General features: G+C 61.6%; 18 protein-coding genes and 1 tRNA gene. 11 read left to right on the top strand and 8 right to left on the bottom strand.

Going from position 1 to position 19,958, the window contains the following annotated elements; all coding sequences use genetic code 11:
- Window positions 1-42 precede the first annotated feature (42 nt).
- On the bottom strand, window positions 43-1,230 hold the full coding sequence (locus tag GTF44_RS10395; protein ID WP_171559547.1) for a pyridoxal phosphate-dependent aminotransferase: 1,188 nt from the start codon (window positions 1,228-1,230) through the stop codon (window positions 43-45).
- 247 nt (window positions 1,231-1,477) lie between these two features.
- Between GTF44_RS10395 and cysS the strand changes: the two genes are divergently transcribed.
- The 4 genes from cysS (at window position 1,478) to GTF44_RS10375 (ending at window position 6,271) form a co-directional block, all read left to right on the top strand.
- Complete coding sequence (gene cysS / locus GTF44_RS10390) at window positions 1,478-3,019, top strand: cysteine--tRNA ligase (RefSeq protein ID WP_171559550.1); 1,542 nt, start codon at window positions 1,478-1,480, stop codon at window positions 3,017-3,019.
- Between the two features lie 42 nt (window positions 3,020-3,061).
- Window positions 3,062-4,684 carry a citramalate synthase gene (gene cimA / locus GTF44_RS10385; RefSeq protein ID WP_171559552.1) on the top strand — a complete coding sequence of 541 codons (1,623 nt, stop codon included), beginning with the start codon at window positions 3,062-3,064 and terminating at the stop codon, window positions 4,682-4,684.
- Between the two features lie 106 nt (window positions 4,685-4,790).
- Entirely contained in the window at window positions 4,791-5,504 is a 714-nt protein-coding gene (locus GTF44_RS10380; RefSeq protein WP_171559555.1) for a trans-aconitate 2-methyltransferase, read from the top strand.
- Window positions 5,501-6,271: a squalene/phytoene synthase family protein gene (locus GTF44_RS10375; RefSeq protein ID WP_171559558.1), complete on the top strand. Its 771-nt coding sequence runs from the start codon at window positions 5,501-5,503 to the stop codon at window positions 6,269-6,271. Before GTF44_RS10380 ends, GTF44_RS10375 begins: the two co-directional genes overlap by 4 nt.
- Window positions 6,272-6,328: 57 nt before the next feature.
- Here GTF44_RS10375 and GTF44_RS10370 read toward each other — a convergent pair whose 3' ends face one another.
- Entirely contained in the window at window positions 6,329-7,558 is a 1,230-nt protein-coding gene (locus tag GTF44_RS10370) for an MFS transporter (protein ID WP_171559561.1), read from the bottom strand.
- 120 nt (window positions 7,559-7,678) lie between these two features.
- Here GTF44_RS10370 and GTF44_RS10365 point away from each other — a divergent pair, with 120 nt between their 5' ends.
- Window positions 7,679-8,299: a DNA-3-methyladenine glycosylase gene (locus GTF44_RS10365; protein ID WP_171559564.1), complete on the top strand. Its 621-nt coding sequence runs from the start codon at window positions 7,679-7,681 to the stop codon at window positions 8,297-8,299.
- Window positions 8,296-8,964, top strand: a complete 669-nt coding sequence (locus GTF44_RS10360; RefSeq protein WP_171559567.1) for an alpha/beta fold hydrolase — start codon at window positions 8,296-8,298, stop codon at window positions 8,962-8,964. The genes GTF44_RS10365 and GTF44_RS10360 overlap by 4 nt, the downstream gene beginning before the upstream one ends.
- A 12-nt stretch (window positions 8,965-8,976) precedes the next feature.
- Here GTF44_RS10360 and GTF44_RS10355 read toward each other — a convergent pair whose 3' ends face one another.
- Complete coding sequence (locus tag GTF44_RS10355; protein WP_216364975.1) at window positions 8,977-9,399, bottom strand: VOC family protein; 423 nt, start codon at window positions 9,397-9,399, stop codon at window positions 8,977-8,979.
- A 214-nt stretch (window positions 9,400-9,613) separates the two neighbouring features.
- On the opposite strand from GTF44_RS10355, the gene GTF44_RS10350 reads away from it, so the two are divergent.
- From GTF44_RS10350 to pgi, 5 genes are all read left to right on the top strand, one after another.
- Window positions 9,614-10,210, top strand: a complete 597-nt coding sequence (locus GTF44_RS10350; RefSeq protein ID WP_171559569.1) for an HNH endonuclease — start codon at window positions 9,614-9,616, stop codon at window positions 10,208-10,210.
- A 51-nt stretch (window positions 10,211-10,261) separates the two neighbouring features.
- Window positions 10,262-11,221: an agmatinase gene (locus GTF44_RS10345; RefSeq protein WP_171559570.1), complete on the top strand. Its 960-nt coding sequence runs from the start codon at window positions 10,262-10,264 to the stop codon at window positions 11,219-11,221.
- A gap of 178 nt (window positions 11,222-11,399) precedes the next feature.
- Window positions 11,400-12,851, top strand: coding sequence for a glucose-6-phosphate dehydrogenase (gene zwf, locus GTF44_RS10340; RefSeq protein ID WP_171559572.1), 1,452 nt, complete (start codon window positions 11,400-11,402; stop codon window positions 12,849-12,851).
- A complete protein-coding gene (pgl, locus tag GTF44_RS10335) occupies window positions 12,848-13,522 on the top strand; it encodes a 6-phosphogluconolactonase (RefSeq protein WP_171559573.1) in 675 nt (224 codons plus the stop codon). The genes zwf and pgl overlap by 4 nt, the downstream gene beginning before the upstream one ends.
- Before the next feature lie 21 nt (window positions 13,523-13,543).
- Window positions 13,544-15,151, top strand: coding sequence for a glucose-6-phosphate isomerase (gene pgi / locus GTF44_RS10330; RefSeq protein ID WP_171559575.1), 1,608 nt, complete (start codon window positions 13,544-13,546; stop codon window positions 15,149-15,151).
- A gap of 15 nt (window positions 15,152-15,166) precedes the next feature.
- On the opposite strand, the gene GTF44_RS10325 is transcribed toward pgi, so the two are convergent.
- From GTF44_RS10325 to GTF44_RS10305, 5 genes are all read right to left on the bottom strand, one after another.
- Window positions 15,167-15,240 (bottom strand) — tRNA-Gly (locus tag GTF44_RS10325).
- 45 nt (window positions 15,241-15,285) lie between these two features.
- Entirely contained in the window at window positions 15,286-15,957 is a 672-nt protein-coding gene (locus GTF44_RS10320; RefSeq protein WP_171559577.1) for a hypothetical protein, read from the bottom strand.
- Window positions 15,958-15,970: 13 nt separating this feature from the next.
- A complete protein-coding gene (locus GTF44_RS10315; protein ID WP_171559579.1) occupies window positions 15,971-18,022 on the bottom strand; it encodes an ASKHA domain-containing protein in 2,052 nt (683 codons plus the stop codon).
- A 22-nt stretch (window positions 18,023-18,044) separates the two neighbouring features.
- Window positions 18,045-19,010 (bottom strand): methyltetrahydrofolate cobalamin methyltransferase, encoded by a 966-nt coding sequence (locus GTF44_RS10310; protein WP_171559581.1) that lies wholly within the window; start codon window positions 19,008-19,010, stop codon window positions 18,045-18,047.
- A gap of 13 nt (window positions 19,011-19,023) precedes the next feature.
- Window positions 19,024-19,953 carry a methylenetetrahydrofolate reductase gene (locus GTF44_RS10305; RefSeq protein ID WP_171559583.1) on the bottom strand — a complete coding sequence of 310 codons (930 nt, stop codon included), beginning with the start codon at window positions 19,951-19,953 and terminating at the stop codon, window positions 19,024-19,026.
- Window positions 19,954-19,958 lie beyond the last annotated feature (5 nt).

Below are 19,958 nucleotides of genomic sequence, written 5' to 3'. Positions count from 1 at the left end.
CCTAACGCGGGATATGCGGCCTTGCTGCCGGAAATCGGGCGTTTATTCCACGGCGGGGGTCGCGGCCCGGGCGGTTGCAAAGCGGATCAACCGGCTGGCCGCCTCGGCGAAGGCGTCATCTGGCAGGGTCAGCGCCACACGGATATGGCCCGCCGCGGCGTCGCCGAAGCTTTCGCCCGGCATGACGGCGATTTTCTCGGCATCGAGCAGGGCATTGGCAAAACCCTCGCCGGTCAGACCCGTGGCGCGGATATCCAGCATCGCATACATCGCGCCTTGCGCCGGGACCGCGCGGATCACCTGCTGCCCCGCCAAAAGGGCGTTCAGGATGTCGCGGCGGCGACGGAAGGGTGCGCCAATCTCAGCCTCGAATTCCGCACCCAAGGAGAGCGCGTAAAGCCCGGCATCTTGGATATAACCCGGCACGCCATAGGTCGTATGCGTCGCCAAGGTGATCAGCCGGTCGATCACCTCTGCCGGCCCCGCAACCCAACCGAGCCGCGATCCTGTCATCGCGTGGCTCTTTGAGAGCGATCCAACCACAAGCGTTCGCTCCGCCATACTGGGGAGGGCGCGCGGGCTGATATGGTGGCCATCCCAGACTTGCGTGTCATAGACCTCGTCGGAGATCAGCCAGAGGTCTTGCGCCTCGGCAACTTCCGCAATTCCGGCAATGGTATCGGGAGTGTAGACGACGCCTGTGGGGTTGTTGGGCGTGTTGATCAGCAGGCTCTGCGCGCCTTGCGCGGCCTCCATCAGCACGCCTTTCCGCGGCTGGAACCCGTCTTCGGGGCGGGCCTGCACCGGGACCGCTTCGGCACCCACGGCGCGGATCGTGCCGGGATAGGTGGCGTAATAGGGGTCGATGAAGAGCGCGCGATCCCCTTGATCGCAGGCCGCATGGTGCGACGCGAAAAGCGCGGCCTGACCGCCCGGGGTGATCAGGATGTTGTCTGGCGTGGTTGGTACGCCTGTCCGGTCGCTCAGGCGTTTGGCCACTGCCTCCCGAAGTTTCGGGATGCCGGGAACCATCGCATAACCCGTATGCCCATCCCTGGCCGAGCGGAAGATCGCTTCCAGAATTCGGGTATCGGTGCGGATGTCGTGCTCCCCAATCGTCAGCTCCAATACCTCTTCGCCCGCCGCGATCATCGCCCGGGCCCGGATGAAAAGGCCCCAGCCATCGTCTTCGGTGCCAGTGAGCGTGCGGATGCGGGTGGAGGGTTGCATCGGTATTCCTTGATCTTGGGACTCGGGCGCAGATGGGCATGGGGCAAAGCCGAAGGCAAGAGGCTTGATTCAGGTGCTCTCCGCGCGTATCACGAAGCCCATGATCAAGAAGATGACCCAGATTTGCGGGATTTGCATTCCCACCTGACATATGTCGGCGGGCCGGTCTTCTTTGTTTTCCTTACATCTTGAAGCTGCTAGGTCCGCCGGGCACCCCACGTTTGTGGACCGAAGAAGGCGAGAGTTGATGGTTGAGATCCGTCTGAAGAACACGAAAACCCGGACCGTGGAGCGGTTTGAGCCGCTCGATCCGAAGAATGTGCGGATGTATGTCTGCGGGCCGACGGTTTATGATCGGGCGCATCTGGGCAATGCCCGGCCAGTGGTGGTGTTCGACGTGCTGTTCCGGCTACTGCGCCAGGTTTATGGCGCGAATGCAGTCACTTACGTGCGGAACTTCACGGACGTGGAGGATAAGATCAACGCCCGCGCCGCCGAGACGGGGCGCCCGATTTCCGAGATCACCGAAGAGACGATTGGCTGGTATCTCGACGATATGGGCGCACTCGGCACGTTGGAGCCGACCCATATGCCGCGTGCCACCGATTACATCCAGGAAATGGTCGATATGATCGCGGATCTCGTTGCCAAGGGCCATGCCTATGAAGCTGAGGGCCATGTGCTCTTCCGGGTGCGGTCCTACGAGGCCTATGGCGCGCTGTCGGGCCGATCAGTCGATGACATGATCGCGGGCGCGCGGGTTGAGGTGGCGCCCTACAAAGAAGACCCGATGGATTTCGTGCTTTGGAAGCCGTCGACCGAGGATTTGCCTGGTTGGGACAGCCCTTGGGGTCGGGGGCGACCGGGCTGGCATATCGAATGCTCGGCCATGTCTTATGAGCTGTTGGGCGAGAGTTTCGACATCCATGGCGGCGGGATTGATCTGCAATTCCCGCACCATGAAAACGAGATCGCGCAATCGTGCTGCGCCCATCCGGGCGGCGGGTTCGCAAAGGTCTGGATGCATAATGAGATGTTGCAGGTCGAGGGCAAGAAGATGTCCAAAAGCTTGGGCAATTTCTTCACCGTGCGGGACCTGTTGGATCAGGGTGTGCCGGGCGAGGTGATCCGCTTTGTGTTCCTACACACCCATTACCGCAAGCCAATGGACTGGACCGAAAAGAAGGCGAAGGAGGCCCAGGCTACCTTGCGCAAGTGGCGAACGCTGACAGCCGGAACTGAACCTGCCGCCAGCGCTTCTGCCGTAGTCATTGATGCACTCGCTGATGATCTGAATACGGCAGGTGCCGTTACTGAGTTGTATCGGCTGGCCACTGCCGGAGATGCGGCGGGGCTGCTCGCCTCCGCTCGTCTGATGGGGCTGTTGACCGACGAGCTAGGAGCTTGGTTTGCGGCGGAGCAGGAGATCGACAAGTCTTTTTTTGCAACAGAAGTTGATGCGTTAATGGCGCTTCGAAGCGAGCTCAAGGCCATCGGAAAGGATCGGTTCAAGTTAGGTGATCGCGAGGGCGGCGAGGAAGCCTTCGCGTGGTCCGATAAGGCGCGTGAGGCATGCGAGGAATTTGGTTTCGCAATAATGGACCTGCCAGACCGTTATGAATGGGAACTGGGCCCGAAATTGCGCCGGTTCGGTATAGTTAACACAAGTCTGGGCGGTCAGGTGGTTTCCACCAAAACCAAAGCTGATCTATGGGGCGAGGTGTTGAAGCGTTTGAAAGCCTACCGTTTGAATTTGAGAAGGCACATGGAAGAGCGGGATTGGTTGTGATGGATGCAAGCCAGTTAGGGCGTTGTCTGGGGAGGGATCTTCATGTCTAAGCGCCTTTATCTCTACGACACCACACTGCGCGATGGGCAGCAAACTCAAGGCGTGCAGTTCTCGACGCCTGAAAAGATCCGCATTGCCGAAGCGCTCGATGGGCTCGGGCTTGATTATATCGAAGGCGGTTGGCCCGGTGCGAACCCAACCGATAGCGGGTTTTTTGACGCTGCTCCGAAGACCCGCGCCACGATGACCGCCTTTGGAATGACCAAACGTTCAGGGCGCTCGGCGGAGAATGACGAGGTTTTGGCGGGCGTGTTGAATGCGGGCACATCGGCGGTCTGTCTGGTGGGTAAATCCCATGTGTTTCATGTGGAAACCGCGCTTGGTATCAGTCTGGAGGAAAATCTCGACAATCTCTCGAAGAGTTTCGCACATCTGGTGGCGCAAGGCCGCGAGGCGCTGTTTGATGCGGAGCATTTCTTTGATGGCTACCGCGCCAATCCCGACTATGCGCTGTCTTGTCTGAAGGCCGCTTTGGAGGCGGGCGCCCGGTGGGTTGTGCTCTGCGACACCAATGGCGGGACCTTGCCCGAGGAAATCCACCGGGTGGTGCGCGAGGTTATCGCGGCCGGTATCCCGGGCAACAAGCTTGGTATTCATACCCATAATGACACCGAAACCGCTGTCGCCGGGAGCTTGGCCGCCGTCGATGCGGGCGCGCGGCAAATCCAAGGCACGTTGAACGGACTCGGTGAACGCTGCGGCAACGCCAATCTGACCGCGCTCATTCCGACGCTTTTGCTGAAAGAGCCTTATGCGAGCCAGTTCGAAACCGGGATCAGCGTCGACGCTTTGGAGGGTCTGACCCGGGTTAGTCGGATGCTGGACGATATCCTAAACCGGGTGCCACAACGCCAGGCGGCCTATGTCGGTGCCTCGGCCTTTGCGCATAAGGCGGGGCTGCATGCCTCGGCGATCCTAAAAGACCCGACCACCTATGAACATGTGGAGCCAGGCGTCGTCGGCAATGCCCGGATTATCCCGATGTCGAACCAGGCGGGGCAGTCGAACCTGCGCCGTCGCTTGGCCGAGGCCGGATTGGATGTGGCCAAGGACGACCCGGCGTTGCCGCGCATTTTGGAAGAGATCAAGGCGCGCGAGGATCAGGGCTATTCCTATGACACGGCGCAGGCGAGTTTTGAGCTTCTGGCGCGGCGTCAGCTTGGCCGCTTGCCGCAGTTTTTTGAGGTGGAGCGCTACCGCGTGCTCTCGGAGCGGCGGCGCAATGCCAAGGGCGGGATTGTTGTCGCCTCCGAGGCCGTCGTGACCGTGCGGGTCAAGGGCGAGAAACGCACCAGCTTTTATGAGAATGAAAACCCTGCCGAAATCCAAGATGCCGGGCCAGTGAATGCGCTGGCGCAAGCGCTTGGGCAGGATTTGGGGGTCTATCAAAGCTATATCGACGACATAAGGCTGGTCGATTTCAAAGTGCGGATCACCAATGGCGGCACCGAAGCGGTGACCCGCGTGATCATCGATAGCGAGGATGGCACAGGGCGCCGCTGGTCCACGGTGGGCGTCTCAGCCAATATCGTAGATGCGAGTTTTGAGGCGCTTTTGGACGCGATCATGTGGAAGCTGGTGCGCGATGGAGCACCGGGAGCATGAGTGTCACGAAGGTCCTGTTCGCCTTGGATCGGCGGTTTCGGTTTGACCGCATCGGGCGCGCAGGTTTGCGTGCGCGCGGCGGTGTCGTGAAGCGGTGTAAGGCGGCATGAACAGCGCGTTTTTCAAATTGCACGCGGATTTGCCGCGCGAGGGCCCGGGCGAGACGGCAGATGTGGCCTGGGCGGCGGAGATCGCGGGGATCGGACCCGACGCTCGGATTTGCGATGCGGCCTCGGGGCCGGGCGGCGATATAGGCGCGCTGCTCCGGGCTGCGCCGGAGGGGCATGTGACGGCAATTGATGCCCATGCGCCGTTCATCGAGGCGGCTCAGGCGCGGTTTCGGGACAATGCCCGGGTCCGCCTGCAGGTTGGGGATATGTCTGCCCTGAACGGACCTTTCGACCTGATCTGGTGCGCGGGCGCGGTCTATTTTTTGGGGATCGAGAATGCTCTATCGGCTTGGCGCGCGGCTTTGGCACCGGGCGGGGCGGTGGCGTTTTCGGAGCCATGTTTCTTCACCGATAATCCATCGGAGGGCGCGCAAGCCTTTTGGCAGGGCGAGGGCGTTGTTGTGCGCGATGCGGCGGGCATTGCCGATCAGATTGCGGCGACAGGGTATCAGACACTGGCGACGCGGCGGCTCTCCGATGTCGCTTGGGAGAGCTACTATCGGCCCATGGAGGCGCGGATTGCCGCGCTGAAACCCGGGGCGGAGATCGCGTTGCAAGAAGTCCTCGACGAGGCCGAGCAGGAGATTGCCGGGTGGCGCGCGCATCGGGCGGAGACCGGGTATCTTTTGTCTGTGGTGCGGCCGCTATGACATTGGATGCCTGCGCCGCATTGGTGGAACGGGCCGACCCGGACCGGTTCTTGGCAACGATGGCCGCCCCGCCCGCGGCGCGGCAGGTGCTCTTCCCACTCTACGCGTTCAATGTCGAGGTGAGCCGCGCGCCCTGGGTGACTGAGGAGCCGATGATCGCCGAGATGCGGCTGCAATTCTGGCGCGATGTGGCCGATGAGATCGAGGCAGGTAAGCCAGCGCGGGCGCATGAGGTGGTTGCGCCTTTGGCGGCGATTTTGCGGCCCGAGGATGGACGGCTGTTGGACGAACTTGCGGCGGCCCGCCGGTGGGACATCTATAAAGATGCCTTTGAGGATCAGGCGCATTTTGATGCCTATCTGAACGCGACCAGTGGCAATTTGATCTGGGCAGCGGGGCGGGCTCTGGGTGCAGACGATGCAGCAGAAGCGCCGATGCGCGACTTCGGGTTTGCGATGGGCGTGGCCGGGATGCTGCGCGCCGTGCCTGAACTGGAAGCGCGCGGGCGGGTGCCGCTTTTGGATGGCACACCGCAAGGCGTCCGCGATTTGGCCGGTCGTGGATTGGCGGCTTTGGCGGCGGCGCGGGCGCGCCGGGGGGATGTACCAAAACTGGCGCGGCCTGCGCTTTATGCGGGATGGCGGGCCGAAGCGACGTTGAAGGCCGCGCAGGATCTGCCGGAACGGGTGATCGAGGGCAAGCTGGATGAAAGTGAGTTTGCCCGGCGGGCGCGGTTGCTCTGGGTCACCAGCAGCGGACGCTGGTAACCGGAATTTTCAAAAATTCCGGCACGAATTCTTGCAAGAATTCGGCTCGCCCCAGTGTCAGGCGATTTCGCTTTGGGGACGCAGGGACAGCCAGATCAGGGCGGCACCCGCGAGGGTCAGGAACGGGATCATCGCGATATTGACGGCGGTCCAGCCCGCTTCTGCATCAACGCCAGAGGTCATCAAAATGCCGGAGGTCAGCGAGGCGACAGTGACACAGCCAAAGACCATGAAGTCATTCATGCCTTGGACGCGGCCCCGCTCTTCGGGGGCATGGGCGGATTGCAACATCGCGGTTGCGCCGATGAAGCCGAAATTCCAACCCACGCCGAGCAGGATCAGGGCACCGAAGAACTGGTAGAGTTCAACCCCGGTCAAGGCGATGACCCCGGCCCCGGCCAAGAGGAAAAGGCCGATCGCGACGATCCGGGTTGCGCCGAAGCGCGCAATCAAGTGGCCGGTGAAGAAAGAGGGGGCGAACATCGCGATCACATGCGCCGAGACGATATCGGCGGCATTGCCGGTGGTGAACCCGCAGCCAACAACGGCCAGCGGTGTTGAGGTCATCATCAGGTTCATCAGCGCATAGGCGACCATGCCGCAGATCACCGCCACAGCGATGCGTGGATCGCGCAGAAGGTCGAGCCGAGAGCGCGCCGGGGCGGCACCGGGTTTGGGTTTTGGCGGCGTCGGCAAATCCAGGAACAGGAACATCGCCATGCCGACGAGGTTGATCAATAGAGCCACGGCATAGGTGCCCATGAAAGGCACGACCGTCATATCGGTCGTGACTTTTACGAGCTGTGGACCGATCAGGGCAGAGATCAGGCCGCCGGCCATGACATAAGAGATGGCTTTGGGGCGGAAGGCTTCCGACGCGGTATCGGCGGCGGCGAAACGGTAGAACCCTTGCGCCGACATGTAGATGCCGGTGAAATAGGAGCCGATCAGGAAGATCGGGAAACTGTCGATATAAAGCCCGTAGGCCGCGACCATCGAGCCGATGGCCCCGCCGATGGCGCCAACAAAGAACCCGGTTTTCCGGCCAAAACGTTGCATCACCGACGAGAGCCACGGTGCCGTGGTCATAGACCCAAAGACGATGAGCGAAATGGGCAGGGTGGCGAGCGCCGGGGTTGGGGCGATCATCAAACCGGCCAGACCGCCGACCACAAAGATCATCGTGATCTGGCTGCCCAAGATCGCTTGGGCGGCAACCAGGACGGCCACATTGCGTTTGGCGCGGGTGTCGTCGATTAGGATGTCGGGGGCGGTCGCGTCACTCATGGCGCAATGCGTATCGCAGCGGTTGTGCGGGGTCCAGTCACATGTGAGATGTGAGAGCGTCGGAGCGAGGGGCCAGCCCCTCGCGCTCCCCGGGATATTTTTGAAGCAGAGAAGGGGCAGATGCGGATACGGGATGCAGCGGATTTAGAGCGGGGGGCGGCGGCGCTTATGCGCCTGGAGCCGCGGTTTGGGCCTGTTTTATCAGAGGTGGGCGATTTGCCTTTGCGGTTGCGCCCGGATGGGTTTGCCGCGCTGTTGAATGCGATTGTCAGCCAACAGGTGTCGACCGCCTCTGCGGCGGCGATCTGGGGCCGGATGGAGGCGGCGGGGCTGATTGACGCAGCGGCGGTGCGGGATGCAGACGATGCGGCGCTGAAGGCGGTGGGGTTGAGTCGCCCGAAGATGCGCTATGCCCGGGCACTGGCCGAGGCGGATCTGGATTATGCCGCACTTCGGGAGATGTCGCCCGCGGAGGTGGTGGCCGCGTTGGTCAGGCTGCCAGGCATTGGCCGTTGGACTGCGGAAATCTATGCGAAATTCTCGCTTGGTCATGCGGATGTGTTTGCGGCCGGCGACCTAGCGCTTCAGGAGGCCGCACGGTTGGTCTTTGACCTGGAGACGCGGCCAAGCGAGGCGGAATTGCGCGAGATGGCCGAGGCTTGGGCGCCTTGGCGCGCGGTTGCTGCGCGCGCGCTTTGGGCCTACTACCGGCTGGCAAAAGGCCGAGAGGGGATCAGGTGACACGCGTATTGGATTTTGGGCGCAAAAACGCGCAATCGGGCCAGGCCGATAGTTTGGTGATTTTCCTGCATGGCTATGGCGCCGATGGGAAGGACCTGTTGGGTTTGGCCGATCCTTTGGCGCCGCATTTGCCGAACACGGTGTTTGTTGCGCCGGATGCGCCCGAGCGTTCGGCGATGAACCCGATGGGGTTTCAGTGGTTCCCGATCCCTTGGATCGATGGATCAAGCGAGGAACAGGCCGAGGCGGGCATGGCGCGCGCGGTGGAGGATCTGGATGCATTTTTGGATGCCGTGATGGCCGAGGAAGGTGTTTCTCCAGACCGGGTGGCCTTGGTGGGGTTCAGTCAGGGCACGATGATGAGCCTGCATGTCGCGCCGCGCCGGGAGGCGGAGTTTGCCGGTGTCGTCGGCTTTTCCGGGCGGCTCCTGTCGCCGGAGACACTGGCTGACGAGGTGAAAATGACGCCGCCGGTGCTGTTGATCCATGGCGATCAGGACGATGTGGTGCCGCCGCAAAGCCTGCCCGAAGCGGCGGAGGCGTTGCAGGCAGCGGGGTTCGATGTTTATGCCCATATTATGAAGGGCACAGGCCATGGCATTGCGCCGGATGGGTTGAGCGTGGCTCTGGCCTTCTTGCGGGATCGGTTCGGGATCGAAAGCTAACGCAAAGGGCCTTTAAGGGGCCCAAAGTTTTGGCTCTGCGAACTCGATCGAGTTGCCCGCAGGGTCGCGGGTATAAAGCGAGCGCGCGCCATTCGTCCAATGAAAATCGGACTCGATCTCATGGCCCGCGGCGTCCAGCACGGCACGGATGGCGGTGATCTCTGCATCAGAAGCTGAAAAGCATACATGGCCGGGGCCAGTCGCGCCATGGGGGGGTACTGGCAGAGCGTCCGGCGCTGGTGGATGGCGCGTCTGGTCGGGATTGAAGATCAACAAGATCGTCGCGCCGACGCGAAAGAACACGTGCCGATCCCCCGCGCGCATCAAGCGGGGCAGGCCCAGGACCGTGCCATAGAACTGCTCGGCGGCATCAAGATCGTCGACATAAAGGGCGGCTTCGAGAATGCCGGAGAGCTCTGGTATGGCGTCGGTCATGGGCGCAGCGTAGCGCGCCGCCGCTTTCGATGCCAGAACCTGTGGATAACGTCACAAATCTGTCAGAGAGCGCCTGTATCTCTTTTCATGCAAACCACAGCATATTGCGGGGGTTGCCAGAGGCGGAAGCCTATATATAGTCATGACAATGCTGGAGCGGGGCGCTCGCTCTGGTGCCGAGATTGCGGCAGGCAGTGCGAGAACGGAGTCACATATGACCCTAGTTGGCGACGGCGATTTCAGGACCAGCTTCGTGAGAGAGGCAGGCGGGCTACGGCAGCACCCGGCCTTGGTTTTGAACGCTGATTATCGGCCACTTTCCTATTATCCTTTGTCGCTCTGGCCTTGGCAGGATGCGATCAAGGCGGCGTTTTTGGACCGGGTGCAGATCGTTGCGGAATATGACGAGGTGGTGCGGAGTCCGACCACGGTGATCCGAATACCCTCGGTCGTGGTGTTGAAAGACTATGTGAAACCTCAAAAGCGCGTGGCCTTCACGCGCTTTAATTTGTTTCTGCGGGATGAATTCAGCTGTCAGTATTGCGGCGGGCGGGGTGATTTGACCTTTGACCATGTGGTGCCGCGCGCCAGGGGGGGGGTGACGTCTTGGGAAAATGTGGTCGCCGCCTGCTCGCGCTGCAATCTCAAGAAGGGCTCGAAGAGCTTGCGACAGGCGGGGATGGCACTGCGCAAACCACCGCGGCAACCGGCATCGGAAGAGCTGCGCAATACGGGCCGGAAATTCCCGCCAAACCACCTGCATGAAAGCTGGCTCGATTTTCTCTATTGGGATGCCGAACTGGAGGCGTGACGGGGCCGGATCGGGCTGCTAGCGTCGGCCCGACCAAAGGAGGCGCTGCCCATGTCCGATCCGTTTTTCTCTCCCCCCTCCGGGACTGACTTGCCGCGCTATGCGGGGGTGCCGAGCTTCATGCGGTTGCCCTATCTGACGCCGGACGATCCGCGCCGGGCAGAGGTGGATATCGGGTTTTTCGGGCTGCCTTGGGACGGGGCGACGTCGAACCGGCCTGGTGCCCGGCATGGGCCGCGCGGGCTTCGCGATGCCTCGACGATGATCCGAGCGATGAACCGAGCGACCGGGCAGTTGCCTTTCGAGGCGGTGGCCTGTGCCGATCTGGGCGATGTGGCGATGAACCCGGTGGATCAGGATCAAGCCATGGGTGATGCGGAAGCGTTTGTTTCCAATATTTTAGCGCAAGACATTCGACCGATCATGGTGGGCGGTGACCATCTTTGCACGCTAACTGTTCTGCGCGCGCTCAAAGCGCAGCGGCGCGCGCCCTTTGGCCTGATCTTGCTGGACAGCCACACGGATCTTTACCCGGCCTATTTCGGGAGTGAGACGCTGACTCACGGCAACCCGTTTCGTCAGGCGGTGATTGAGGAACTGATCGACCCGAAGCGCAGCATGATGATCGGGATGCGCGGCACATCCTATAACAACGAAGATTTCGAGTTCGGCCAAGCGCATGGCCTCAAGATCGTCCCGATCGAGGCGTGTTTTGAGCGCGGATTTGATGCGGTGATGGCGGAGGCCCGTGAGATCGTGGGCGATGGCCCCACCTATGTGAGCTTTGATATCGATTTCATTGATCCGACCTATGCGCCGGGAACCGGGACGCCGGAAATCGGTGGCCCGACCAGTTTTCAGGCAGTCCAATGCGTTCGGGCGCTGCAAGGGCTTGATATTATTGGCGCTGATCTGGTCGAAGTGTCACCGCCGTTCGACCCCTCGGGGGGGACGTCTTGGGTTGGGGCCTCAATTCTGTTCGAGTTGCTCTGTGCGATGCTGCCAAAATAACCGGGCTTTGAGACAGATTTACGCGGCGCGGCCGAAAACCGCGCCTGCGCCACGCGGTGCCATTGTGATGGTGGTTGAGTTTGCTAGACTTGATGTGCCGGGGCCTGTATGAGCGGGTCTGTGGCGTAGTTAGCGCTAACATTTGCCATATCCGAGGCGGCAAACTTCAGGAGAACACATGGTTTCGCGCGTTATTCCGGTGGATCCCTTCGATCTGGTGATTTTTGGCGGCACCGGGGATTTGGCCCGGCGGAAGATCTTGCCCGGGCTGTATCGACGCTTCTGGGCCGGACAGATGCCCGAAGGCTCCCGTATCATCGGCGCAGCCCGTTCGGAGCAAGGCAGTGCCGCTTGGCGGGACTTCGCGCGCGGCGCGATTTTGGAGTTCGTCTCCAAAACGAAGCACGACACGGCCATGATCGACGCCTTCCTGGAGCGGCTGCACTATGTTCCGGTCGATGCCCGTGGTGACGGTGGCTGGAAAGAGCTGGCCGGGATGATGCGCGATGATGTGATTCAGGCGTTTTATTTCTCGGTTGGACCGGGCTTGTTTGGTGATCTGGCAGAACGTCTGCATCGCTTTAAGATCGCCTGCGAAACCTGCCGGGTTGTTGTAGAAAAACCCTTTGGCCGGGATCTTGAAACGGCCCGAGCGTTGAATGCGACCTTGGCGGCGCATTTCCAGGAAGAGCAGATTTACCGGATCGATCATTATCTTGGCAAAGAGACGGTGCAGAACCTCATGGCGGTGCGCTTTGCCAATGTGCTCTTCGAGCCGCTCTGGAACGCACAATATATCGACCATGTGCAAATCACCGTGGCCGAAGAAGTCGGCGTTGGGGGGCGGGGTGGCTACTACGACAAATCGGGCGCGATGCGCGATATGGTGCAGAACCACCTGATGCAGCTTCTTTGCCTGACGGCGATGGAGCCGCCAAGCCGGTTTGAACCCAATGCGGTGCGTGATGAGAAGCTGAAAGTGATCCGGGCGCTTGACCCGCTTGGCCAAGCCGACATCGTGTGCGGCCAATATGCGGCGGGGACGGAGCCGTCCTATCTGGAAGATGTGGACGACCCCGAGAGCCGGACCGAGAGTTTCATTGCCTTGAAGGTGCATGTGGCGAACTGGCGCTGGAACGGGACGCCATTTTACCTGCGCACGGGCAAGCGGATGAAGGCGCGGAATTCCGAGATTGTGGTACATTTCAAAGAGCCGCCGCATTCGATTTTCGATGCCGATGCGGGGAGCCGCGCCAATGTGCTCTCGATTCGTTTGCAGCCTGATGAAGGTATGGACCTGCGCGTGACGATCAAAGAGCCGGGGCCGGGCGGGATGCGCTTGGTCGATGTGCCGCTCGACATGAGCTTCGCCGATGCGTTGGGGCCAGAGGCGGCGGATGTGCCGGACGCCTATGAACGCCTGATCATGGATGTGATCCGGGGCAATCAGACGCTCTTCATGCGGGGCGATGAGGTGGAGGCGGCCTGGGCCTGGACCGATCCGATCATCGCGGAGTGGACGGATCGCGGCGACCGACCGCTGCAATACGAACCGGGGAGTGCCGGGCCGGAAGACGCGTTGATATTGTTGCACCGGGATGGGCGGCGCTGGCGGGAGATTGCACCATGAGACATCTGGTTGAATACCCTGATCGCGACATGATGATGTTGGATTTGGCGGATATGCTGGCCGGCGAGTTGGCCGATTGCCTGCGCCGCCATGAGACCGCCAGTTTCTGTGTGCCGGGCGGCTCAACGCCGGGGCCAATTTTCGACGTGTTGAGTGAGCAAGCGCTGGATTGGGACCGGGTTGCGGTGTTTCTGAATGATGAACGGTGGGTGGCTGAGGATGATCCGCGGTCGAACACAAGGCTGCTCAAAGAAAGGCTTTTGATATCAAAAGCCGCCAAGGCAAACTTGATCCCACTATACGCACCAGCCACGGCACCAGAAGATGTCATCGATACACTCGCGGTCGGATTTGAACGGCATCTGCCGATCTCGGTTCTGGTCCTCGGCATGGGAGCCGATATGCATACGGCGAGCCTTTTCCCTGGTGCGGATCGGCTGGCGGAGGCGATGGCGAGCGACGCGCCGGTCTTGATGCCGATGCGCGCCGAGGCGGCGGGCGAGCCGCGGATCACGCTCACCGCGCCGGTGCTGAACGGGGCGTTGTCGAAACATATCGTCATCTTCGGGACCGAAAAGCGCGCGGCGTTGGAGCGGGCGGCCCATCTCGACCCGATGGACGCGCCCATTCGCGCGGTCTGGTCCGATGCCACGGTACATTGGGCCGAATAGTCACATAAAGGAAGAGCGGCCATGTCGATTTGGGATGAGCTGAAGGCCCATCGTGCGGCAAAGTCCGGACGCCGGATCTTGGACTTGTTTGAGGATGAGAGCCGAGCGGAGAGCTTCTCACGGCGGAGCGATGGGTTGCTGTTCGACTTCTCCAAAACCGCGATTGATGGCGGGGCTTTTTCGCTGTTGCTGGAGTTGGCGCGGAGCGCAGAGGTGGAAGCCAAGCGCGACGCGATGTTTGCGGGGCATCGGATCAACGAGACCGAGAACCGCGCGGTGCTGCATACTGCGCTCCGCGCGCCGGGTGGCGCGATCAATGTGGATGGCCAAGATGTAATGCCGGGCGTGTTGGAGACCCGGGCGCGGATGGCGGCCTTCGCAGAGGCGGTGCGTGACGGCCGCGAAACCGGGCAGGGTGGGTCTTACACGGATGTGGTCAATATCGGCATTGGCGGCTCCGATTTGGGACCCGTGATGGCCACATTGGCGCTCGCGCCGTGGCATGATGGGCCGCGTCTGCATTACGTCTCGAACGTCGACGGGGCGCATATTCAGGATACGCTCAAGGGCCTCGATCCGGCGCGGACTTTGGTGGTTGTGGCCTCCAAGACCTTCACCACGATCGAGACCATGACCAATGCCGAAACCGCGCGCACCTGGATGGCAGAGACTGTGGTTGACCCGGCGGCGCAGTTCGTCGCTCTGTCGTCAGCCACCGAGAAAACGGGCGCCTTTGGCATTCCTACTGAACGGGTCTTTGGTTTCGAAGATTGGGTCGGGGGGCGCTATTCGCTTTGGGGGCCGATTGGGCTGGGGATCATGTTGGCCGTGGGGTCTGAGGCGTTTGAACAGATGCTGGCCGGTGGGCACGCGATGGACCGGCATTTTCGCGAGGCGGATCTGGCCGACAATCTGCCGGTGCTTCTGGCGCTGGTCGGGATTTGGCACAATCAAGTCTGCGGTTATGCGACACGCGCCGTCTTGCCGTATGAACAGCGATTGCTGCGATTGCCCGCCTATCTTCAGCAGTTGGAAATGGAGAGCAACGGCAAGCGCGTGGCGATGGATGGCAGCGATCTGGAGACCCATAGCGGGCCGGTCGTTTGGGGCGAGCCTGGGACCAATGGTCAGCATGCGTTTTATCAGTTGATCCATCAGGGCACGCGGATCGTGCCCTGCGAGTTCCTGCTTGGCATTGAGGGGCATGAACCCGAACTGGTGCATCAGCACAGGCTGCTTGCGGCCAATTGTTTGGCGCAATCGGAGGCGTTGATGCGGGGGCGCACGCTTGATGAGGCGCGCGCCTTGATGGCCGCGAAGGGGCTGGGCGGCGCAGAACTGGAACGCCAGGCCCGGCACCGGGTTTTCCCCGGGGACAGGCCCTCGACAACACTGCTCTATCCGCAGCTCACGCCGTTTGTGCTGGGCCAGATCATCGCGCTTTATGAGCACCGTGTGTTTGTCGAAGGCGTGATCCTTGGGATCAATTCCTTCGATCAATGGGGCGTGGAATTGGGCAAAGAACTGGCCGTCGCGCTGGAACCGGTTCTGGCGGGTGAGGCCAGTGGTGCCGACAAAGATGGATCAACCCAGCAACTCGCCCGGGTCTTGCGAGATGGCGGTCTTTAGCAGTTAGTGGAGATTTGGAGCGGGTAACGGGAATTGAACCCGTAACTTAAGCTTGGGAAGCTCGCGTGATACCTTTTCACCATACCCGCAGAGATGTACCGGATAAGCCGCTGACCTCGGCAGGTCAAGGGGCATCACGACAGCCAGCCCAATTGCGCCAACCCGCCCCAAGCCAGATGCCAGATTGCATAAAATCCGAGCCGCATGGACAGCATGGCCAGAAAGCCGAAACGCAGAAATATGCGTAATTGCAGCAGGTTAAAGAGCATTATGTAAGTCGCGATGAAGATGGTGATGATCGGGTCCGTTTGGGACATGCCGACTTGCATCGCCACTTCTAATGTTGCGACCGCGAGGCAGCAAAGCATCCTCCATGCGCCAGGGCTAAGCGGCCATATCAGGGCCAAAACAGCCAGAGGCAGAAGGTGGAGCGCCGTCTCCGCCAGAACCGCCATCCCGGCGTAATAAAACGGGGCGGCGGGCCATGGCACGTGCAGATCGGGCGGAAACGGGTCGGCGACAAGATCAAGGCCAATCGGCAAGAGCGCGAAACTACTGCCCATTAGCAGGAGGCGAAGATAGGGCACGGACCCGCGCGTCTGGTCGGCTCGCGCCCCGCGCCGGTTTAGTATGACGAGCGCAGTGACGCCAAGCGGTGCCAAGCCCAAGAAAACCGCCCAAGCTGGCCATGCGCCGAAGAAACGCCGGCCTGCCTCCGGGGAGGTGATCTCAACATAGCCCAAGGCCAAGCATGCGGCGGTGACGCAGATCAAATATGCCGGGAGATCGCGCGCCGCCTGTCTCATCCGTCACACCCTGTTAAGCCCGCCGCCGTCGCCTCCGCCCGCCGCCATTGCTCCCCGATTGCGCACCAGACGCGCCGAAATGCACATCCGGCAGCGGCGCGACCTTGGCGAGATCCGGGAATGGATCTGTCGCGTGTGGGATCGCGTTGGCATTGACGAAATGCTCCTGGAATTTCGGCTCCACAGCGGTTTCGATCTTGTGAATCTCGCCCACGGTCTGTTCGATCTTCTGCCGCGCCGCGCGATTGCAAAGCGCGATCCGTGCGCCATGCCCGGCGGCGTTGCCCGCGCTTGTCACCTTGTCGAGCGGCGCATCTGGGATCATGCCCAGAACCATGGCGTGTTTCGGGCTGATATGGGCCCCGAAGGCCCCGGCCAGGACCACGCGGTCGACGCGATCCACCTCAAGTTGATCCATCAACAGCCGGGCACCGGCATAAAGCGCCGATTTGGCCAGTTGGATGGCGCGAACGTCGCCTTGGGTCACCGTGATGCGTGGCCCGCCATCGGCACTGCCATCGTGGATCAGATAGGCGTTGGTGCGGCCTTCGGGCTCGGCGCGGGCCGTGCCAGTCTGTTCTGCCGATCCGATCAGGCCCGACGGGTCCAGGAGGCCCGCCATGCGCATTTCGGCCACCGCTTCGATGATGCCCGAGCCGCAAATTCCGGTTACGCCGGTGACGGCTGTCGCTTCGGCAAAGCCTGGATCGTCAGACCAAAGATCGCTGCCGATGATGCGGAACCGTGGCTCCTTGGTATCTGGGTCGATCTCGATCCGCTCAATCGCGCCGGGCGCGGCCCGTTGGCCAGAGCTGATCTGCGCCCCTTCGAAAGCCGGGCCGGTGGGAGAAGAACAGGCCAGCACCTTCTCCTTATTGCCGAGTAGAATCTCGGCATTGGTGCCAACATCGACCACCAAGACCAAATCTTCGGATTGGTTCGGGGCCTCACTCAGCGCGACGGCGGCGGCATCGGCGCCGACATGGCCCGCGATACAGGGCAGCAGGTAGACCTGTGCCTCGGCATTCAGTGCGGTGAGGTCGAGATCGCGGGCGGGCAAGGTGAGGCTGCCAGAGGTCGCCAGCGCGAAGGGGGCCTGGCCCAACTCGACCGGATCAATGCCCAAGAACAGGTGATGCATGACCGGGTTACAGACAATGACCGTTTCCATAATCAGGCTGGCGTCAATCTCGGCCTCGGCGGCGATTTCGCCGGCCAATGTGTTGATCGCCTCGCGGACCGCATTGGTCATCTCGACGTCGCCACCCGGGTTCATCATCACATAGGACACCCGGCTCATCAGGTCTTCGCCGAAGCGGATTTGTGGGTTCATCAGGCCGGAGGAGGTCCGCACTTCGCCGGTCACCAAGTCACACAGATGTGCTGCGATAGTGGTCGAGCCCAGGTCGATGGCCAACCCATAGAGACCGCCCTCATGCAAGCTGGGCCAGACATCGAGGATCATGGTTTTATCTGAGTTCGCAGGGGTATGGAGGGCGACGCTCACCTTCCACTCGCCCTTACGCAGGGCCGGTTGCAACTTGCGCAAGACGGGCAAGCCCGCAGTGACATTCTCAATCTGCCACTGCTCTCTCAGCGCGTCTTGCACGCGTTCCAGATCGCCGGATGGCTCATGCATATCCGGCTCTTGCACCTCGATCAGCACCAATCGCGTGGCCGGGTCCATTGTGATCGGTCGGGCGGAGGCCGCTTTGCGGACCACTTGCCGGTGCACTTGGCTCTCCGGAGGCACATCGATTACCGCGTCGCCCTGAAGGGTCGCTTGGCACCCGAGGCGGCGGCCCTCTTTCAACCCGCGCACGCGGTCATAGCGCTCCTCGACCGCGTTCCATTCCGAGAGAGCGGTCTCACTGACCGTGACCCCATGTTTCGGGAAATCGCCGAAGGAGGGCGCGACTTGGCATTTTGAGCAGATGCCACGCCCGCCGCAGACCGAGTCCAGGTCGACACCCAATTGCCGCGCGGCGGTCAGAATCGGCGTGCCGACCGGAAATCGACCGCGTTTGCCCGAGGGCGTGAAGATGATGAGGGGGTCCTGGGTCATAGCTGCGCCGGCTCCGTCCAGGTCACGCCCGGCGGCGTCCGCCACGCCGCCCGCCGCGCCCACCACCGGCGGACATCGCGGCCTTTGCGGCTTCGGGGAAGGGGGTGCCTTCCTTCACGGCCTCAAGCACCTTCGCAAAGCCGATCCACTTGCCGCCATTGGCGTCGTGGTTCATCAGGAAATTGGCCGCGTTCACCGCCTCCATCTCCACCGGACGGACCGGGTTCATGATCGCGCTGGTCATGCCCGCGCCAATCGCCATGGGCAGGAAGGCCGCATTGATGCCGTGCCGATTGGGCAGGCCGAAGGAGATATTTGACGCGCCGCAGGTCGTGTTCACGCCAAGCTCTTCCCGCAGTTTCTGCACCAAGGTGAAGACCTGCCGCCCGGCCGTCGCCATCGCGCCCACGGGCATCACCAACGGGTCGACCACGATGTCATGGGCCGGGATGCCAAAATCGGCGGCGCGTTCGACGATTTTCTTCGCCACGGCGAAACGGACATCGGGGTCTTCGCTGATACCGGTATCGTCGTTGGAGATCGCGACCACGGGCACGTTGTATTTCTTGACCAGCGGCAGGATCGCCTCAAGTCGATCTTCCTCTCCGGTGACAGAGTTCAGAAGCGGGCGGCCTTCGGCCAGTTCCAGGCCTTTCTCTAGCGCGCCCGGCACTGAACTGTCGATACATAGAGGAACGTCCACAAGCCCTTGAACAAGCTCGATCATCTTGCCCATAAGGGGCGGTTCGGTCTCATTCGGGTTCGGGTTGGAGTTATAGACCACGCCCGCATTGACATCGAGCACCATCGCGCCACAGGCGACCTGTTCCAGCGCGTCTTTCTCAACCGTGGAGAAGTCCCCGGCCTCAAGCTGCGCGGCCAGGATTTTGCGGCCCGTGGGGTTGATCCGCTCACCGATCACGCAGAACGGCTCATCAAAGCCGATGGTGACGGTTTTGGATTTGGACTCGAGGACGGTACGGGTCATATGGCTTCCCTGCTCAGGTGTTGGCGGGGCGGGTTGAAGCGCCCCCATTATCGATGGCCCATTGGGCGTTGGTTTTGATGCCCCCCAAGGGGAAGAAATGCACCGCCTCGATGTTGAAATCGGGCGTCGCGGCCTTGTGGGCGGCGAGTTTTGTCAGGATATCGGTCGGCTCAAACGGCAAGAGCAGCTTGGTCACGTCTTTGGCGCGTTTCTGCAGCACGTCGAGCGAGGGGCCTACGCCGCAGGCAATCGCGAACCGGATCAGTGTTTGCAGCTTGGCGGGGCCCGCGACGCCGATATGAATCGGCAGGCGAATGCCCTCGGCGGAGAGCCGGTTGGCCCAGGCGATCACTGGGTCCGCTTCGAAGGCGAATTGCGTGGCAATGGCCATCTGCGCGTCGGTGCGTTCCGAGAAGGCTTGCTTCCAGCGGAGCGCCTCCATCACCATTGCATCGCCGCCATCGGGGTCAATGTCGCGATTGCCTTCCGGGTGGCCCGCCACATGCAGGCGTTTGAACCCGGCCTTGTCGAAAAGTCCGGTTTCGATGAGTTGCATCGAGCTTTCGAACTCTCCGGCCGGTTTGGGTGGGCCACCGGCCAGAAGCAGCGCCTGATCGACGCCAGCCTCGCTTTGGTAGCGATCAATCCAATCCGACAAAATGGCTTCGTTGGCGATGATCCGGGCCGGGAAATGCGGCATGACGTTGTAGCCATCGGCCGCGAGACGGGCCGCGGTTGCGACCATATCCTCAATCGGCGTGCCTTCGATATGAGCGATATAGACCCGGGTGCCTTCCGGCAGCAGCGCGCGGAAATCTTCGACCTTTTCGGCGGTCCGCGGCATCACCTCGATGGAGTAATCCTTGAGGAATGTCTCGAGTTCCGGATTGACGGGTTTGGCCGAATCCGGTGTCGCGGGGCGTTTGAAATTCAAAAGGGCCATCAATC

It is taken from the genome of Roseobacter sp. HKCCD6576-2, from assembly GCF_013179285.1.
Classification (GTDB): Bacteria; Pseudomonadota; Alphaproteobacteria; order Rhodobacterales; family Rhodobacteraceae; genus Rhodophyticola; species Rhodophyticola oceani.
The sequence above is the reverse complement of the archived record's forward strand: the minus strand, read 5'-3'. Positions and strand labels throughout refer to the sequence as shown.

Excerpts from the sequence above, each read along its gene's own strand:
- GTF44_RS10395 (WP_171559547.1), bottom strand. The coding sequence starts at position 1,230 with ATGCAACCCTCCACCCGCATCCGCACGCTCACTGGCACCGAAGACGAT.
- cysS (WP_171559550.1), top strand. The coding sequence starts at position 1,478 with ATGGTTGAGATCCGTCTGAAGAACACGAAAACCCGGACCGTGGAGCGG.
- cimA (WP_171559552.1), top strand. The coding sequence starts at position 3,062 with ATGTCTAAGCGCCTTTATCTCTACGACACCACACTGCGCGATGGGCAG.
- GTF44_RS10380 (WP_171559555.1), top strand. The coding sequence starts at position 4,791 with ATGAACAGCGCGTTTTTCAAATTGCACGCGGATTTGCCGCGCGAGGGC.
- GTF44_RS10375 (WP_171559558.1), top strand. The coding sequence starts at position 5,501 with ATGACATTGGATGCCTGCGCCGCATTGGTGGAACGGGCCGACCCGGAC.
- GTF44_RS10370 (WP_171559561.1), bottom strand. The coding sequence starts at position 7,558 with ATGAGTGACGCGACCGCCCCCGACATCCTAATCGACGACACCCGCGCC.
- GTF44_RS10365 (WP_171559564.1), top strand. The coding sequence starts at position 7,679 with ATGCGGATACGGGATGCAGCGGATTTAGAGCGGGGGGCGGCGGCGCTT.
- GTF44_RS10355 (WP_216364975.1), bottom strand. The coding sequence starts at position 9,399 with ATGACCGACGCCATACCAGAGCTCTCCGGCATTCTCGAAGCCGCCCTT.
- GTF44_RS10350 (WP_171559569.1), top strand. The coding sequence starts at position 9,614 with ATGACCCTAGTTGGCGACGGCGATTTCAGGACCAGCTTCGTGAGAGAG.
- GTF44_RS10345 (WP_171559570.1), top strand. The coding sequence starts at position 10,262 with ATGTCCGATCCGTTTTTCTCTCCCCCCTCCGGGACTGACTTGCCGCGC.
- zwf (WP_171559572.1), top strand. The coding sequence starts at position 11,400 with ATGGTTTCGCGCGTTATTCCGGTGGATCCCTTCGATCTGGTGATTTTT.
- pgl (WP_171559573.1), top strand. The coding sequence starts at position 12,848 with ATGAGACATCTGGTTGAATACCCTGATCGCGACATGATGATGTTGGAT.
- pgi (WP_171559575.1), top strand. The coding sequence starts at position 13,544 with ATGTCGATTTGGGATGAGCTGAAGGCCCATCGTGCGGCAAAGTCCGGA.
- GTF44_RS10320 (WP_171559577.1), bottom strand. The coding sequence starts at position 15,957 with ATGAGACAGGCGGCGCGCGATCTCCCGGCATATTTGATCTGCGTCACC.
- GTF44_RS10315 (WP_171559579.1), bottom strand. The coding sequence starts at position 18,022 with ATGACCCAGGACCCCCTCATCATCTTCACGCCCTCGGGCAAACGCGGT.
- GTF44_RS10310 (WP_171559581.1), bottom strand. The coding sequence starts at position 19,010 with ATGACCCGTACCGTCCTCGAGTCCAAATCCAAAACCGTCACCATCGGC.
- GTF44_RS10305 (WP_171559583.1), bottom strand. The coding sequence starts at position 19,953 with ATGGCCCTTTTGAATTTCAAACGCCCCGCGACACCGGATTCGGCCAAA.